This window comes from Nostoc sp. ChiQUE01b (assembly GCF_034531255.1).
GTDB lineage: Bacteria > Cyanobacteriota > Cyanobacteriia > Cyanobacteriales > Nostocaceae > Nostoc.
In genome coordinates, this window is sequence record NZ_JAVRBM010000049.1 from 31,630 (window position 1) to 49,215 (window position 17,586).

9 protein-coding genes are annotated in these 17,586 nt (G+C 46.9%); 5 read left to right on the forward strand and 4 right to left on the reverse strand.

All coding sequences use genetic code 11. From position 1 onward, the window contains the following. Positions 1–140: 140 nt before the first annotated feature. Both yidD and RMY63_RS26785 read left to right on the forward strand, forming a co-directional pair. The gene (gene yidD, locus RMY63_RS26780; RefSeq protein ID WP_322731604.1) at positions 141–620 is read left to right on the forward strand and encodes a membrane protein insertion efficiency factor YidD; all 480 of its coding nucleotides are present in this window, start codon (positions 141–143) and stop codon (positions 618–620) included. A 94-nt stretch (positions 621–714) separates the two neighbouring features. Beyond that, complete coding sequence (locus RMY63_RS26785) at positions 715–1,731, forward strand: sulfate/molybdate ABC transporter ATP-binding protein (protein WP_322731605.1); 1,017 nt, start codon at positions 715–717, stop codon at positions 1,729–1,731. 146 nt (positions 1,732–1,877) lie between these two features. On the opposite strand, the gene RMY63_RS26790 is transcribed toward RMY63_RS26785, so the two are convergent. Beyond that, the gene (locus tag RMY63_RS26790; protein ID WP_322731606.1) at positions 1,878–4,694 is read right to left on the reverse strand and encodes a pitrilysin family protein; all 2,817 of its coding nucleotides are present in this window, start codon (positions 4,692–4,694) and stop codon (positions 1,878–1,880) included. 397 nt (positions 4,695–5,091) lie between these two features. Here RMY63_RS26790 and RMY63_RS26795 point away from each other — a divergent pair, with 397 nt between their 5' ends. Further along, positions 5,092–5,559 carry a hypothetical protein gene (locus tag RMY63_RS26795; protein ID WP_322731607.1) on the forward strand — a complete coding sequence of 156 codons (468 nt, stop codon included), beginning with the start codon at positions 5,092–5,094 and terminating at the stop codon, positions 5,557–5,559. 408 nt (positions 5,560–5,967) lie between these two features. On the opposite strand, the gene RMY63_RS26800 is transcribed toward RMY63_RS26795, so the two are convergent. Next, a complete protein-coding gene (locus RMY63_RS26800) occupies positions 5,968–6,444 on the reverse strand; it encodes a Uma2 family endonuclease (RefSeq protein WP_322731608.1) in 477 nt (158 codons plus the stop codon). Positions 6,445–6,722: 278 nt separating this feature from the next. Between RMY63_RS26800 and RMY63_RS26805 the strand changes: the two genes are divergently transcribed. After that, positions 6,723–11,585 (forward strand): PAS domain S-box protein, encoded by a 4,863-nt coding sequence (locus RMY63_RS26805; RefSeq protein WP_416212552.1) that lies wholly within the window; start codon positions 6,723–6,725, stop codon positions 11,583–11,585. Positions 11,586–11,613: 28 nt separating this feature from the next. Here RMY63_RS26805 and RMY63_RS26810 read toward each other — a convergent pair whose 3' ends face one another. Further along, on the reverse strand, positions 11,614–13,707 hold the full coding sequence (locus tag RMY63_RS26810) for a prolyl oligopeptidase family serine peptidase (protein WP_322731610.1): 2,094 nt from the start codon (positions 13,705–13,707) through the stop codon (positions 11,614–11,616). A gap of 208 nt (positions 13,708–13,915) precedes the next feature. Here RMY63_RS26810 and RMY63_RS26815 point away from each other — a divergent pair, with 208 nt between their 5' ends. After that, complete coding sequence (locus tag RMY63_RS26815) at positions 13,916–15,061, forward strand: LLM class flavin-dependent oxidoreductase (RefSeq protein ID WP_322731611.1); 1,146 nt, start codon at positions 13,916–13,918, stop codon at positions 15,059–15,061. 92 nt (positions 15,062–15,153) lie between these two features. On the opposite strand, the gene RMY63_RS26820 is transcribed toward RMY63_RS26815, so the two are convergent. Continuing rightward, positions 15,154–17,586: hybrid sensor histidine kinase/response regulator (locus tag RMY63_RS26820; RefSeq protein WP_322731612.1), on the reverse strand; the 2,433-nt coding region annotated here is incomplete at its 5' end.

Here is a 17,586-nt window from a genome sequence, read left to right on the forward strand (position 1 = left end):
GGGTGATTTGGCGCTTTCCCTTCAGGTTTCTGCACAAATGCAATATTCCTTAATGTTTCGATACGAATTAGAGTTGGGTATTGGGCATTGGGTATTGGGAAGAATGAAGAATATTGCCTACCTAGTCCCCAGTCCTCAATATGCAGAGTTCCTTATTTGATTCTTTTACTAGACAAGTTAGTACTGCCGCAATTACTGGCTATCAAAAGCATATTTCTTTGCACAAAGGTTTTGCTTGTGCCCACAGAATACTATATGGCGGCGAATCTTGCTCTCAATACATTAAGCAGTTAGTTGCCAAGAAAGGGTTAAAAGCAGCTTTTGTTAATTCCCGTGAACGATTTCAAGCTTGCAAGCAAGCCAACGAAATTTTGCGAATGCATAGCGAAAACTCAGAAGAATCCACAGAGGAGGAAGCGGACACGCAGCAATCACAACAAGCATCTCGGAAAGTTGCTCAAAAATCCTCATTTATTAGTAGCAACAATACTGACTGTTTTGATTGTGCCGATTTGGGCTGCAATTGTGCCGAGATGGTTAGCATGACTCCTGATTGCAGTTCCCTAGATTGTAGTAGTGCTGACTGTAGCTTCATCGATTGCGGCAGTTGCGGTAGCTAAATCTTGTTCATCCATAAATAACGATATATGGTATATGTAAGACACAGTAATCCTACCAAGGATCTGTAGATTTAGTTGCAGAGGTATAGTAGCAGTGGGTATAGTAGTTGAGAACGTCTCCAAACAATTCGGGAGTTTCAAGGCAGTTGATCAAGTCAGCCTGGAAATTAAAAGTGGTTCGCTAGTTGCATTACTCGGGCCATCGGGATCAGGAAAATCTACGCTACTACGGTTAATTTCAGGTTTAGAAATGCCAGATAGCGGCAAAATCCTGCTGACCGGTAAGGACGCTACATACCAAAGCGTGCAACAGAGGAATATTGGGTTTGTGTTTCAGCACTATGCCCTGTTCAAGCATCTGACTGTCAAACAAAATATTGCCTTTGGCTTAGAAATTCGTAAGGCACAGCCAAAGAAGATTAAGGGGCGGGTAGAACAGTTACTCGAATTGGTGCAATTGAGTGGATTAGGCGATCGCTATCCATCACAACTTTCTGGTGGTCAAAGACAACGGGTAGCTTTAGCCAGGGCATTGGCAGTAGAACCGGAAGTTTTATTGCTAGATGAACCCTTTGGCGCACTTGATGCAAAAGTCCGCAAAGATTTACGGGCATGGTTACGCCGTCTCCATGATGAGGTTCATGTTACCACAGTTTTCGTTACCCACGACCAAGAAGAAGCAATGGAAGTTTCCGATGAGGTTGTGGTGATGAATAAAGGACGTGTGGAACAGGTGGGGACACCAGCCGAAATTTACGATAATCCCACCACGGCATTTGTAATGAGCTTCATCGGCCCGGTGAATGTATTACCCAGCAGCTCAAAGATTTTTCAAAGTAGCGGCTTTGATGCACCACACCCACAAGTATTTTTGCGCCCGCAAGATGTGATTTTGGAAAAGGTTGCCAACGGTGCGACTACTGCTGCGACAGTGAGCCGATTGATACATTTGGGTTGGGAAATTCAGGTAGAATTAACTTTCGATGACGGGCAAGTGGTGATGGCGCATTTAACACGCGATCGCTTTAATGATTTAGAGTTAGAACCAAAACAGCGAGTGTATGTAAAGCCAAAGGATGCAAAGTCCTTCCCAGTGTCTTATTCAGTTTGAAGGAGGCAGGGGGCAGGGGGCAGGAAGTGATATTAGCCATCCTAAATTATTCGTGAACAATGAGATCCCCGACTTCTCTAAGAAGTCGGGGATCTTGTTATTGCGATTTTTACCAATCAGATAGGATTGCTATGTGTCTGAAATAATTAGCTACCCTTGGTTACACTATCTCCAGGGCCGGCGGTGACAATTACCAGATTTTCTGGTTTAATTAAGTCTTCAATTGCCTGTTGCATATCAGTCATAGTCACTGCTTGAATCCGCTGAGGAAACTCTCGGATTTCTGACCGTGAAAGTCCTAAAACAGCATTATCCAAAATGATACCTGATACATTACTAGGATTTGCTAAATCCACTGGGTAGCTATTGGTAATTGAGCGTTTTGCTGTGTTGAATTCAGCCTCAGTAACTCCTTGCTCGCGTAACTGTTTTAGTAGAGCGAGAGTACTGGCGATCGCTTTTTGGGCATCTCCAGGAGCAGTCTGCATTTGAATCAAGAACGGCCCCGGATTGATCCCGGCGGCAAAACCACTATATATACCATAAGTTAGACCTTGGCGATCGCGTACTTCCGTACCCAGACGGCTGGCTAAGGTATCACCACCCAAAATTTGATTTAGCACCAGTGCCGCATAATAACGCGGGTCTTTCCGAGAGATACCACTGTAGCCGATGTATGTCACAGCCTCAGCTTTACCGGGAATTACTTTGTTTAGTTGTGTCAAAGTTTGCGGAAATGGTACGGTTTGGATTTTCAGAACAGGTGGCTTACCTGCGGCTTGCCATTTCCCAAACACCTCATTTAGCAAAGTTTTTACCTTAACTCGATCAAAGTCTCCAACTATTGCGATCGTTGTGGTGTCTGGTCGATAGTGTGTCTGGTAGAAACCAAGCAAATCATCACGAGTAATAGTCTTTAAACTCTCGGCTGTGGGAAAGCTGTGGAACGGATGATTTTCAGGGTAAATTGCCTGCTGAAATACTTGTCTTCCCAAACCTCTAGGGTCATCTAGCTGGACTTTCAGGCTTGTCAGTGCCCTTTGGCGACTCAGTTCTAACTGATCGGCTGGAAAAGTGGCGTTTTCTAACACATCTGCCAGAGTTTGAATTAATATTGGCAGATTTGCTGAAAGTCCCTGACCACTAACGTTAGTTCCCTCGCGGCTAGCACTGAAGCTCAAATCGGCTCCCAAGTCTTCTAAAGTTTTTGCTAGAGTCAGAGCATTTTTAGTCTGCGTCCCATTCATTAAGTTATTTGCAGTTAGATTCGCTAATCCAGCTTTTTGATTGCCGTCAAATTCAGTACCAGCGTCAATTTGTCCACTCAGGTTAATGGTGGGAAGGTTGCGATCGCTTAACAGCAGAACCTTCAAACCATTCTTTAAGGTAAACTCTTCTGGTAGTGATTGTTTATTAGAATCTGTCTGTGATGTGGCAGGTGGCAAATATTTTGCTAGTTCTGCTGGATTTACAGGCTTACCAGGGCTGAAATTTTCCACCGTGCGACTAGAACCAGCGTTAGAACTCCCTGGTTTACCATCTGGTTGAGTCGGCTCAAAGAAGCCGATGGTTTGTTGAGCGGGATTGAGGTAAGTTTTTGCTGCTTTCTGGACTTGAGCAGGGGTAACTTTAGCGATCGCAGCCAGATACCTTTCAATAAAATGATAATCTCCTGCGATCGTTTGGTTATATCCCAGTTGATTAGCCTGACTAGTGATATCTTGGTTTCCCAAAATATACGAGGCTTGCAGTTGCGTCTTCGCCCGCTTCAACTCTTCTGAGGTGACAGGCTGCTGTTGCAATTTTACTAAAGATTCCTGGAGTACCTGGGCAATTTTCCCCAACTCTTGACCGGGAGCCGCCGTAGCATCAATTTCATACCAACCCGGTTCGATCAGTTCGGCAGCACCGCCACTCACTGAACTCGCCAGTCCAGATTCCACCAAAGCCTGATAAAGCCTAGAGCTACGTCCACCTGTAAGAATGGCATCCATCAAATCAATTGCCGGAACATCAGGATGTTTGATATCTGGCAGAGGATATACCGCCTGCAATAGTGCTGCACTTCCAGGTTGCTTGAGGACAATGGTTGCTTTTTTCGCAACAGGGGTAGACGGGGAAGCGTCAGCAATGGAAGAAGAAGGCGAGGAGCTATCAATTGCTCTCCTGGCATTATTGACTACCGTATTCTTTTTTGCTCGTTGCGATAACTTACCAAAAGTTTCTTTCACAACTTTGAGTGCAGGTTTTGTAGCAAAATCCCCGGTAATTACCAATGTGGCATTTTCTGGGCTATAGTAGGTTTGGTAATAATTCCGTACCTGCTCCACCGTGAATTTCTCTACATCGGCTTTTGTGCCTCCCACCGATAAACCATAGGCTCGATTGGGAAAAGCAGCTCGCATCACTGCCTTGCTCAGACGATAACCTGGTGAATTTTCGTATCCCTGTAACTCGGAGATCACCACCCGCTTTTCACTTGTGAGTTGTTCAGTCCCAATTAAGGAGTTTTCCATGCGATCAGCTTCCAGTGTCAGCAGTGCTTCCAATTTGTCTCGCTGCACTGTGCCAAAGTAAGCTGTTTCGTCATAACTAGTAAAAGCATTGAACTGGCTACCCAAAGCACTAAACAACCGTCCAAACTGTACTGGACGCTCATTTGTGCCTTTGAACATCAAATGTTCTAGCTGGTGAGAAATACCATTCTCTCCCTTAACCTCGTTGCGCGAACCAACTTTATACCAAACTTGCACACTCACCACTGGAGCAGTATGAACTTCTTTGGTTAGCACCGTTAAACCGTTGTCTAATACCGTTTTTTGCACTCCTTGGGTGAATGAGAGAGCAGAGACAGGTGTGACTGCTGTTGGTGTTGCAGCATTAGTGAAATTACCAGGCATTGGCACGATAGTTAAAAGAAGGCTGAGGAAAAATCCTAGAAGCATGTATGATCGCCGTTTCATAAGCAATACAAAATTTCCAAGCTTAAAATAAAACCCCAAAGGGTATTTCAAAATTTAAATCTAACTCAAGTTGCTAGTTATGGAGGGAATAAGACAAAAATGAAATCAAATCCCCTCAAAATAAATGTGGCAGGAGATGATGTGTAAACTTATTGCTGGACTACTTTTTTGCCCATAGCATATCTGGGTGCATTTGTTAAAACTACCCACGGGTTATCAGGTTCGCAGCTCGAACTTTTACAGAATATTAGAAATTATTGCAAATAGATTAACAAGCATTGCAATGTGTTCCATTTTACACGATTGTAGTAATATCTACTTGTAAAATTGGTTTGATACCTGTTGTCATCCCATTCGGGTAAGTATCTCTGTCAAACTAGCAAAAACTTTTTTAGATATGCAAACAAGAAACTTAATTGGATCGTTCACATTAGGTATGCTGTTAACAGCAATACCTGTATTATCAGCTAATGCCTCAGAAACAGTACCGAACTTGTACCAGTTTCAAGGTAAGAATGTCAGCATTAGTTACTCAACGACAAGCTTTATTGGCAAGCCCCTTTTTACCTATAAAGATAAGCAACAGACATTAAACTTTCAAGGTACTGAGCAGATCCGTAGTGTAGAAACAGAAATTGGTACATTAGTAACTGTAACTATCCGTAAGACAGTAGATACTGGCAATACCGTGTTTACTTTGATCTTACCCCGTGTAAACCTTGGAAAAAGCAACTCAGCCGCAGTAGAAACTAAGGGAATCACAACAACAAACCTCTTTTCTGTGATTCCTAAATTCAACCAGGGGCAAAGACAAACTTATACCACAATCCATTTGACTGGTACAGCACAAGCTGTCGCGTTTTAACTACACAAGGAGGATAAAGATATTAAACTTTTGCTTAGATGGAGCGGGAGCATCCCAAATGCGTAAAAACATAATTTGTCATTGCGTTCGCCGTTAGGCGTTCCCGCAGGGTACGTAACGTACTGAAGAGAAGCAATCGCAACATCCGTACTTTGCGATCGCTACCCTTGGGGAACGCCAAGGGCGGATTATTTTAATTCAGCATCGAAGGAGAGTTTATGAATAATTTTAACAGATATAGCAATCCTATCTGATTTGTGAAAATTTTCGGTGTCCAGATCCCCGACTTCGTAAAAGTTGTCGGGGATCTAACTTTTCACGAATGATTTATGATTGCTATATTTTAAAAATAGGTAATTTAGGCGATGCCTACGGCGGTAAACTACGCTGTTTCCCTCTTCTCTACAATTACCGTTTAATTTGTTTAGGAAACTTAGGAACTAACAAAGATTGTCCTAATTCACCTTGCTGATTATAGAATTTAATTTGACCTTGTTCATTACATAACCATACTTCAATTGCTTGAGCTTCTAAATACAAATTTCTTTTAAACTCCATTTCTTCCAAAGTGTTACCAGTTGATTTGACTTCTACACAAATTTCTGGTGCAATAGACGCTGAGACTTCATCTTGAATTTGAGAAAATCGTTCTTCTGAACACCAGACAACATCAGCAACTTTCACACTGTCTGATGTGTTGATAGCACATTCTGGCATTACTTCTCCTGTATTCAATAAAGATTCTAATAAACGTTGAATTCTTCCTTGATAAAAAGAATGTTTAATTTTGACTGGACTCATGATGATTTGACCCCATTTATTTAATTCAATTTTGAAGGGTAAATCTTGTAATTGTTTGTGTTCGCAAACTTCTTCCCATCTCATAGTTAATATCTGCTTAGAGTGATTGATTGAATTTTAACTGATCTATCAATATTAAAACTCACCCTCTGATTGCAGATAAGGAGAATGGAACCAAACCCACTCGTACTATTCTATGGGCAGAATACAATAAATAATATCAATATCTGGTTACACTCATTGCTATGGAACACGAAGCCTTAACAATCTGTTTTCCGCCTGACTTGCTTGCAAAAGCCAGGAAACTCAAGGAAAGCAGTGAATCATTTAATGATTTAATAGTTGAGGCTTTAGAACGGGAGATGCGACACCGCCGGGGATGGGCTGCTGATCGCAAGGCAAAGGCTGAAAACCTCTTTGTTGGTGGTGGCGAGATCGGTGCATTGTTGCGATCGCACGATTGGTCGCAAACGCCGCTAGGGGTTGTGGAAACCTGGTCGGACAGCCTAAAAACGGCTGTGCAGATCCTGTTAACAGAACTAGATCAAGCCCAGCAGCTAGAATCCGATCTGCTGCTGGGGCGCACATTAACAGATACCTTGCCTCAAGCTGCCCAAGCCGATGCGTTTCGAGTCAAGCTCACCAATGCGCTACGCCCCCTGACTGACGCTAATGAGATTCAGGCGATCGCTGCCCGAATTATGGGCGAGTCTCTAGGCGCAAGCCGCGTCATTTACATTGAAGTGTTACCAGGCGGCAAGGAGGTCATCGTTCATAAAAACTACACGAACGGCGTTGCCGAACTGAGCGGGCTGTACCATCTAGAAGACTTCGGACGCAACCTGACAGATGACCATCGAGCGGGGCAAACGGCGATCGTTCCTGATGTGGCAAACTACCCTAAATACTCAGCCAGCGAAAAGGCAAGGTATCGATCAATCGATATTGCCGCGCATATTGATGTGCCACTGATCAAGAACGATCAATTTGTCGCTCTGCTGGCGGTGCATCAGGCAAACCCTCGCCAGTGGACGGAAGATGAGGTGAAACGAGTCGAGGAAACAGCAGAGCAGACGTGGGCAGCCGTCGAGCGTGCCCGTGCTGAAGCAGCATTACGCGAGAGCCGCACCGAACTCGAAGGGCAACAGCGGAAGTTCAACGCGCTCGTAGCGGCAATTCCCGATTTTATTTACACCTTTGATTTGGCGGGACGGTTCACGTATGTTAACCGGGCGTTGCTCAATCTTTGGCAGAAAACTTTGGATGAAGCTTTGGGAAAGAACTTTTTTGACCTGGATTATCCAACGGATTTAGCAACCCGACTTCAGCAACAGATTCAACAGGTGATCGCCACGCGCCAACCGCTCAAGGATGAAACGCCCTACACTAGCGCAATCAGCACGCGCACCTATGAATACATTTTCGTACCAATTTTGGGTATAAACGGCATAGTAGATGCAGTGGCAGGCGTGACGCGAGACATCACCGAGCGCAGACAGGCTGAACTTGCCTTGCGCCAAAGCGAAGAGCAGACTCGGAATATTCTGGAGAGCATCGCTGAAGCCTTCTTTGCACTGGATGAGAACTGGCAGTTTACTTACATGAATCCATCTGCCGAAATACTACTCGATCGCACTCCAGGCGATTTAATTGGCAAGAATTTGTGGTCAGAATATCCAGGACTGATTGACAATGAATTGGCCCAGGTTTACTGGAGCGCCATGCGCGATGCCAAAGGCGGGCAAAGCCATCGTGTGGCTGCCTCAATGACCGCGTTTTACCCTGACCACGATCGCTGGTACGAGGTTCGCACCTACCCCGCCTCAAAGGGCATCACCGTTTATTTCAGGAATGTTACCGAGCAAATTCAAACTGCCGCAACCCTGCATCAATCCGAAGAACGCTACCAGACGCTGTTTGAGTCGATCGACGAAGGCTTCTGCATTATTGAAGTGCTATTTGACGAAAATGATACGCCGCTCGACTACCGCTTCTTAGAGATCAATCCCACTTTTGAGCAACAAACTGGACTTCGACAAGCAGTCGGGAAAACGGCGCGTCAGTTAGTTCCAGATTTAGAAGACCATTGGATTCAGATTTACGGTCAAGTTGCTCTAACGGGTGAACCTGCTCGCTTTGAAAATGGCTCTGTTGCAATGAAGCGATGGTTCGATGTGTATGCCTGTCGTATGGGTGAGCCGGAGGCACGAAAAGTTGCCATTGTCTTCAAAGATATTAGTGATCGCAAACTAAGAGAAGAAATTTCGCGGCAAACCGCCGAATTTAATGCTTTCCGCGTCTCTTTGACCGACGCACTCCGCCCACTTGCCGACCCAGTGGAGATTCAGGCTACGGCCAGCCGTGTGCTTGGCGAATATCTCGGCGCGAACCGTGTAGTGTACTTCGAGGTTCGCGGCGCTGATTACGTCGTTGAGTGTGATTATGTTAACAAAGCCGCAGTACTCGTTGGCAACTACCCAATTGATTCGTTCGGCCCCAAGCTGCTCGCAGCCTACCGCACTGGTCGCGCCGTGTCCGCGTCCGATGTGGAAGCCGATCCCAACCTGTCCCCAGATCAGCGAGCAGCCTACGCCGCAATTGAGATCGGTGCTTATATCGGCATACCTCTGATCAAGGGGGGCGAATTTGTAGCTGGGCTGGCAGTTCACACATCCGAGGCACGAACTTGGACACCAGACGAAGTGTCCTTGGCGGAGGAAGTAGCCGAGCGCACTTGGGCGGCAGTCGAACGCGCCAGCGCCGAAGCAGCCTTGCGCGAATCGGAGGAGAAATACCGCACGCTGTTCGATTCGATTGACGAAGGTTTTTGTCTGGTCGAAGTTTTATTCGACGATGCCGGAAAGGCAGTTGACTACCGCTTTCTTGAAACCAATCCGGCCTTCTTGAATATCACCGCGCTCGAAAACGCAATTGGCAAAAGCATCCGCGAGTTGGTGCCAGACATTGAGCCGCACTGGGCGGAAACTCTCGGAAAAGTCGTCAAAACAAGACAGCCCGAAAGGTGGGTCAACAGTTCCGAAGCAATGGGGTTCTGGTTCGATTTGTACGCTTTCCCGGTGGACGAGCCGGAACAGCACAAAGTCGCCATTATTTTCAGCAACATCACCCAGCGCAAACAAGCCGAACGACAAGTGGAGTTTTTGACCGAGTTAAGCCGAAGACTCGGCACAGTGACGGATGCAGTGGAAATCAACCGCATCGTCACGCGCGAAGTCGGAACGTTTTTGAACGGGCATCGCTGCTATTATCTCGATGTCACGCCGGACGGCAGCCAGGTAACGGTTCTACCCGATTGGCGGCTCGACGGATCGGATCTTGCCGGAACTTATGACCTTTCCCTTTTCGGCGCGAAGGAATGGTGGGAAACGGCGGCACGTTTACCGTTCGGGATTGACGACGTGAACGTGCATCCGTGGACAAAGGATTTCGCCGACAATTACACGCTGATCAATCTGCAATCTTACGTCATCGCACCGTTTGTCCATGAAGGGCGTTGGGTAGCTTCGATCGGAGTCAGTTCCAACAAGCCGCGCCATTGGAAGGCGGATGAGATGTTGTTGCTGGAAAACGTTGCAGCGCGTGTCGCTCCGCTGATCGAACGCGCCCGCACCGAAGCAGCCTTGCGCGACAGTGAAAACCGCTTCCGCATGGCGATCGAAGCTGCCCAATTAGGCACCTGGGACTGGAATCTGATCACCAACCAATTGATTTGGGATCAGGGTTGCAAAGCCATGTTTGGCTTACCACCAGAAGCCGAGAGCAGCATTGAGGTCTTTTTTGCCGGACTGCACCCCGATGATCGCGAACGACTAGAACAGGTGGTGCAATGGACTTTGAATCCAAAAAGCAGCGGCAAGTATGAGGTAGAATATCGCACGATTGGGATTCAGGATGGGATTGAACGGTGGATTGCAGCCAGAGGACAGGCTTACTTTGATGCTGCCAACAATCCACAACGCTTTGTCGGCACTGTACTCAATATCACTGAGCAAAAACACATTGAGGCAGAACGAGAACAACTTCTTGCCCGCGAACAAGCTGCAAGAGAGGCAGCCGATCGCGCCAACCGCATCAAAGATGAGTTTTTGGCGGTGCTGTCCCATGAACTGCGATCGCCTCTCAACCCGATCTTGGGCTGGACGCACTTACTACAAAACGGCAAACTGAGCGAAGCCCGTAGAGCTGAAGCCTTGAAAATTATCGAGCGCAATGCCAATCTACAGACGCAACTCATCGAAGACTTGCTCGACATCTCCCGCATCATGCAGGGCAAACTCAGCTTAACAGCAGCTCCGGTCAGTTTGACTTTTGTGATTTCTGCCGCAATGGAAACGGTGCGTTTGGCAGCAGAAGCAAAAAATATTGCGATCGCGCTCGATCTTGACTCCGAGATCGCTCCGATTTCTGGCGATGCAGCTCGCTTGCAACAAGTGATGTGGAATTTGCTTACCAATGCAGTTAAGTTTACACCCCACAGCGGACAAGTAACCGTTGAACTGCGGCAACTCGACGGGGTAGCTCAGATTCGGGTAATCGATACTGGTAAGGGCATCAATCCACAGTTTTTGCCCTATGTATTTGAGTATTTTCGCCAAGAAGACGGCTCAACCACACGCAAATTTGGCGGGTTGGGATTGGGGCTAGCGATCGTCCGGCAAATTGTAGAAATGCACGGAGCCACAGTCACAGCAGAAAGTCAAGGTGAGAATCAAGGCGCAACTTTCATCATCCAATTGCCCCTCATGCAGCAAGCAACATCGATGCCTGCGGCAAGAGCAAAGCTCAACGCATCCGAGCCAATCCACACCCAGACAGAAGCAGAAGTGCCTTTAGACGGCGTTCAAATTTTGCTGGTGGATGATCAGCCAGATACCCGCGAGTTTCAGGCATTTGTCCTGGAACTAAGCGGGGCAAATGTGACAGCCGTCGCTTCTGGCTTAGAAGCTTTGCAAGCTCTAGAGCAGTTCACTCCTGACGTGCTAGTAAGTGACATCGGTATGCCTGAGATGGACGGCTATATGCTGATGCAGCAGATTCGCTCTCGCCCACCGAATCAAGGAGGAAACATTCGGGCGATCGCACTGACTGCTTATGCCGCAGAAATTGACCAACAAAGAGCGCTTCAGGTAGGATTTCAAACTCACATTACAAAACCTGTAGAGCCAGAGAAGTTAGTCAGGGCAGTAGTTAGTTTAGTATCGTAGGGTAGGCAATGCCCACCCGACAAAGTTGCTAAAATTTCACATCTAAAGCACGTACCAAAAAAGCCCATTTGTCTGCGGCTTCTTCGATAATTTTAGCCGTGGGTTTACCTGCGCCATGTCCTGCTTTAGTCTCAATTCTAATTAACGTTGGCGCATCACCTGTGTGAGCCTCTTGTAAAGCGGCGGCAAATTTGAAACTATGAGCAGGGACAACGCGATCGTCATGATCGGCTGTGGTAATTAAGGTTGCTGGGTAAGCTGTGTTTGGTGTGATGTTGTGTAATGGTGAATAAGCATACAGCGCTGGAAACTCTTCTGGATTATCCGCAGAACCATATTCGGAAGTCCAAGCCCAGCCGATGGTAAATTTGTGGAACCGCAACATATCCATGACGCCGACTGCTGGTAAAGCTGCACCAAACAAATCGGGACGTTGCGTTATACAAGCACCCACTAATAAACCGCCATTACTACCACCTGCGATCGCCAGCTTCTCAGTCTTAGTATACTTGTTAGCAATCAACCACTCAGCAGCGCCAATAAAGTCATCAAAGACATTCTGCTTTTTATCTTTTATTCCTGCTTGATGCCATTCTTCGCCGTATTCTCCACCACCACGGATATTAGGCATAGCATAGACACCACCCATTTCCATCCACACCAAAAGACTCACAGAAAAACTAGGTGTCATTGAAGCATTAAAACCGCCATAAGCATAGAGATAAGTAGGGTTATTTCCATCTAATTTAATACCCTTTTTGTGCGTTATAAACATTGGTACTCTAGTACCATCTTTGCTGTGATAAAAGACTTGTTTTGTCTCGTAATCATCAGGATTAAAATCTACCTGCGGCTGGCGGAAAACCTCACTTTTTCCTGTCACCATGTCGTAGCGATAAATAGTGCCTGGTATGGTAAAGCTGGTAAAGCTATAAAAAGTTTCAGTATCATAACGCTTGCCCCCAAAGCCTCCGGCTGAACCGAGTCCGGGTAGTTCTATCTCTCGAATAAACGCACCTTTGAGGTCAAAAATTTTGATTTGACTGTGAGCATCTTTGAGGTAATCAGCAACGAACTGATTATTAAGTATACCGACACTTTCCAAAGTTTCCGCAGATTGGGGAATAATTTCTTGCCAATTTTCGGATGCAGGGTTTTTCGTGTCAATCGCAATCACCCTTCCCCTTGGTGCATTTAAATCTGTGCGAAAATAAAACACGCTATCATCATTATCTATAAAGCTGTAATCTGCCTCAAATTGGTTAATTAGTTCTACAACTTCCGCATTAGGGTTAGTTAAATCTTTGGAGAAAACCAAATTTTTAGAGTCAGTTCCTAGCCAAATTGAAATTATTAGATAGCGGCCATCTTCAGTAACGCCACCACTAAAACCCCATTCTTTTTGGTCAGGACGATGATAAATTAGTACGTCTTCTGATTGGGGTTTTCCTAGTTGATGATAGTAGAGTTTTTGATAATAGTTGACATCTTCTAATCGAGTTTTTTCATTTGGTTCATCGTAGCGACTGTAGAAGAAACCTTGATGATCGTGTGTCCAAGATGCACCAGAAAATTTAATCCACTTCAGATGGTCTTGGAGGTCTTCACCAGTTTCAACATCGCGTACTTTCCACTCTTGCCAATCAGAACCAGAGGAGGATAGACCATAAGCTAAAAGTTTACCATCTTCGCTAATCGACAATCCTGAAAGAGCAACAGTGCCATCTTCTGAGAGTTTATTAGGATCGAGTAAAACTTGGGGTTGGTCGTCGAGGGTTTTCAAAGTGTAAAGGACACTTTGATTTTGCAGTCCGTCATTTTTGAAATAAAAGTAACGTTCGGTGGAACCGTCTCGCAGAGATTCGCCTTCTTTAAAAGGAATACCGTATTTTTCATAATCCCAAAGTTTGGTGAGGCGCTGTTTAATTTTTTCTCTAGCAGGAATTTCACTCAGGTAGGCAAAAGTAACTTGATTTTGTGCCTCAATCCAAGTTCTTGTTTCTTCAGAGTCAGAATCTTCTAACCAACGGTAAGGATCTGCGACTGAAGTACCGTGGTAATTATCAGCTTGATTGCTCTGATGGCTGGTTGGGTAAGTGAGAGATTTTTCAGAAGAAGGCATAGTCTTAGGTCAAAGTGCTTTTTTACATAGTACAAACATAGACTCAAGACTTGGGGTTCATTTCCCTTTGTATCGCGCACAATAATTTGATAAAGAAGTTTTCTGTATATTCAGACAGGAATTCGTTGTAATGCTTGATATATTAGGATTGAGAAAAAGATTATACGGAAAGTTTCCGTATAATAAATAGTTGGGCGGCATGGAACGAATGAACGACTATAAAGACTCAATGCAGAACTCCCTGAAGCTCGGATTCTTCATCCAGCCCGTCCACCCGCCGTCCCGTTCCTATGGGGACGTTCTGGGCGAGGATCGCGAAGCGGTCGTGCTCGCCGACCGGCTCGGCTACCGCGAGGCCTTCATCGGCGAGCATCTCGTCGACTCAGCCGAGACGATCACCTCGAGCCTCGCTTTCATTGCGAATCTCGCCGATGCGTGCCCGTCGATCACCTTCGGTACCGGCGTGCTTCCGCTCGCCAACTACCACCCGGCGATGGTGGCGGCGCAGGTCGCGATGGTGGACCACCTGGTGCAGGGTCGATTGATCCTGGGAGTCGGACCCGGCGTTGCCGGTGACGCAGAAGCCATCGGAGATTTGGGCTCAGACCGAAATCGCAAGACCCAGGAGGCGCTCGAGCACATGTGCCGGATCTGGAGCGAAGAGCCGCCGTACCGGATCGAAGGCAAGTTCTACCGGACCACCACGGAGCGCTCGCTCGATCGGAACATTGGAGTGGGTGTCGCTGTCCGACCGCTGCAAGAGCCCCATCCGCCCATCGCCATCACCTCGATCCGACCGGACGCTCAGGGACCGCACGCCGCGGGAGCGCGCGGCTGGTCCGGAATCTCGGCGACCTACGTGGGTGCGCACGTCATCCGGGCCCACATTAAGAACTACCTGGAAGGCCGGCGATCGGCGGGACTTTGTGCCGATGCTTCCGGGTGGCGCGTGGCGCGCAGCGTTTTCGTGGCTGATGACGAGACCACGGCACATCGCTACGTGCATCGCGAGGACGGCGCGCACGACTTCTACTTCCACGTCATGAGGACTAAGCTCGCGAAGGCCAGCGCGCTGGACGTCATGCGCGACTTTCCCGACCAGCCGGATTCCGAGCTCTCTACGAAGCGGTGCATCGAGCGTCTCGTAATCGCGGGAACCCCCCAGAGTGTCGCGGACCAGATTCTTGCATTCCGCAACGAGGTCGGCGCGTTCGGCACACTGCTCTACACGGGCCACGACTGGACCGATCCAGCGCTCGCCCGGCGCTCCATGGAGCTCATGGCGAACGAGGTCTGGCCCCGGATTGATCGGGCCGCGCATGGGACGACACCAAAAGGTCAAACTGACGGCTAATAAAGAGTTTTAGCCTTAACCCAAGCGTATTGAGCTTTAATCGAGGTAGAAGCGTGTAGAATTTTGCCTAAAATCGAAATCTTTTGGTTGATTTAGTTAACGAGTTTCTCTCCTTTGAGCATTCGCGCCGCAGCTTCAAGTAGAGCTTCTTCGAGATAAGGCTTGGTAAAGTAGCCACTAGCACCGAGTTGAGCGGCAATTTGTCTGTGCTTGTCTGCACCGCGCGAGGTGAGCATTGCGATCGGTAAGTGGTTAAGGTTAGAGTCTTTCTGGATGCGAGAGAGTAATTCCAGACCATCGCAACGGGGCATTTCGATGTCGCAAAATACGATATCGCAAGGCAAACCGGAGCGGAGTTTATCCCAAGCTTCCTGACCATCACGTGCCTGTTCTACGCGATAACCTGCTTTGTTAAATGTCAGCGATAGCAACTCTCGGACTGTAATTGAGTCATCGACAATCAGCACTGTCGGGTCAATCTTCGCGGGAGAGGTATCTGGAGGAGTGAGTTTTTGTTGCCAAGAATTGCCACCAGTTTGTGTAGAAATCCGTCCTTGGAAGATATCAATTATTTCTAGTACGTCAGCAATGGGCATAATCCGACCATCACCCAAGACTGTAGCACCAGCTACACCAATTGGCTTAGGTGCTGGCCCTTCAAATTGCTTAATTACAATTTCTTGTTCGCTTAACACCAAGTCAATCTGTAGAGCAATTAGGGTATTTGCCGATCGCACCACAACCACAGAAACCATATCATCATCTCTGGTGCCGCCATAGACATTACCGCGACTGATTTGGCGATTGAAGGTTAAAAGTTCCTTCAGGGGTCGGAATGGTAGCACCGTATCGCGCCAGGAAATAAATGATTGCCCATTGGCATCATGCTGAATATTTTTGACTGGTATATCTAGCGTATCTTCTACACCATCCATTGGGAAGGCGATCCTGGCGCGATCGGAGACGCAGCAGAGAGCTTTACAAATACTCAGAGTCAGTGGTAAACGAATGGTGAAGGTAGTTCCCTTGCCAAGAGCAGAATCGGTGTTAACTGTTCCCCGAATTTCGCTAATTTCGGAGCGCACTACGTCCATACCCACACCACGACCGGAAATTTCATCTGCTTGGTCTTTAATCGTAAAACCAGACTGGAACAGCAGATCGTAGACTTCCAGCCGAGACATCGCTTTTGCCTGCGCTTCTGTAATCATGCCAATCTTTACCGCCTTAGCCTTAACCCTTGCGGAATCGATACCTGCGCCATCATCGCCTACGGAAATGATCGTTTGGTTGCCTTGGTGAAAGGCACGGATAGTAATGATTCCTACAGGTGGTTTACTAGCAGCTTGTCTCTCTTCTGGCGTTTCAATACCGTGAGCGATCGCATTATTCAGCATGTGAGTCAGCGGATCGGTAAGATGATCCAAAATCATCTTGTCAATTAAGGTATCGCCACCTTCGATCACCAACTCTACTTGTTTGCCACACTTGATAGCGTTGTCGCGCACTCCTCGCCGCCAGCGATCAATAGTTTGAGCAAAAGGAACCATTCGCGCTCTAGTTAATCCCTCTTGCAACTGGGTGGTTACTTGGCGGAACTGCCTGGCGACTCGTTCGGTTTCTTCGGTAACAAAATCAATGTCACTAGCCGACTCACGCACTCGTACAATCCGCTCAATCATCTGCTGTGAGAGTGTATGGAAGGGAGTAAAACGATCCATTTCTAGCTCGCTAAAACCCCTGTCAGCATTGGAATCAGCGCTTTGTAAGCCCGGTTCTTTCTTTTTGCGTCCAGCTAACAGAGACGCTTCCAGTAGCGATCGCTCGTACAACTCCTGCATCCTTGCACCCACATCTGAGAGTTGTTGTACCTGAATCAGCAAGTTATCTAATGACTGTCGCAGTCGTTCATGATCCTGCTCTAAGGTATTGCGGTTTACCACCAACTCCCCAACTAAATTACTCATATCATCCAGTTGCTTAACCGGAACCTTCATCGTTTCTTCAAATCTCGCAGCCCGACGAGTAGAGGGGCCAGTAGTTTTGTTGGTGTTCGATTTTACTACAGTTGAATGGGATATTGTTTGATTCGCTTCTGCCAGCAACTTCTCTAAATCACCAAATTCATCTTTTATGGCTGGTGATGGAATAGCATTTTTAGCTTGGACTGGTTGAATGTTGAAAGGCTGGCGTTGGCGTAGCCCGTCGTAGACATAGCTGTTGTTATCTGTACTTAGCAATTCTTCCAGGGCAGCAAAATCTACTCCTGGTATCTTCTTAGCTTGGGGGATGGGTGCTACGTCCTCTCCTAATAATGCTGCCAAGTCTGCAAATTCATCTTCTTGAGCAACTATTTCAGTAGTTTCTGTAAACGATAAATTATTTTCAACAACTGTGTTTCCTCTTAGATCAAAGGTAGTTTCTAGATTATTATTTTCCTCAGTCTCTAAAACTTCTGGGCTTGTCTGGACTGAATCTGAAGTTTCCCCAAAACTGACGGTTTCTGATAGTTCATCCACAGTATT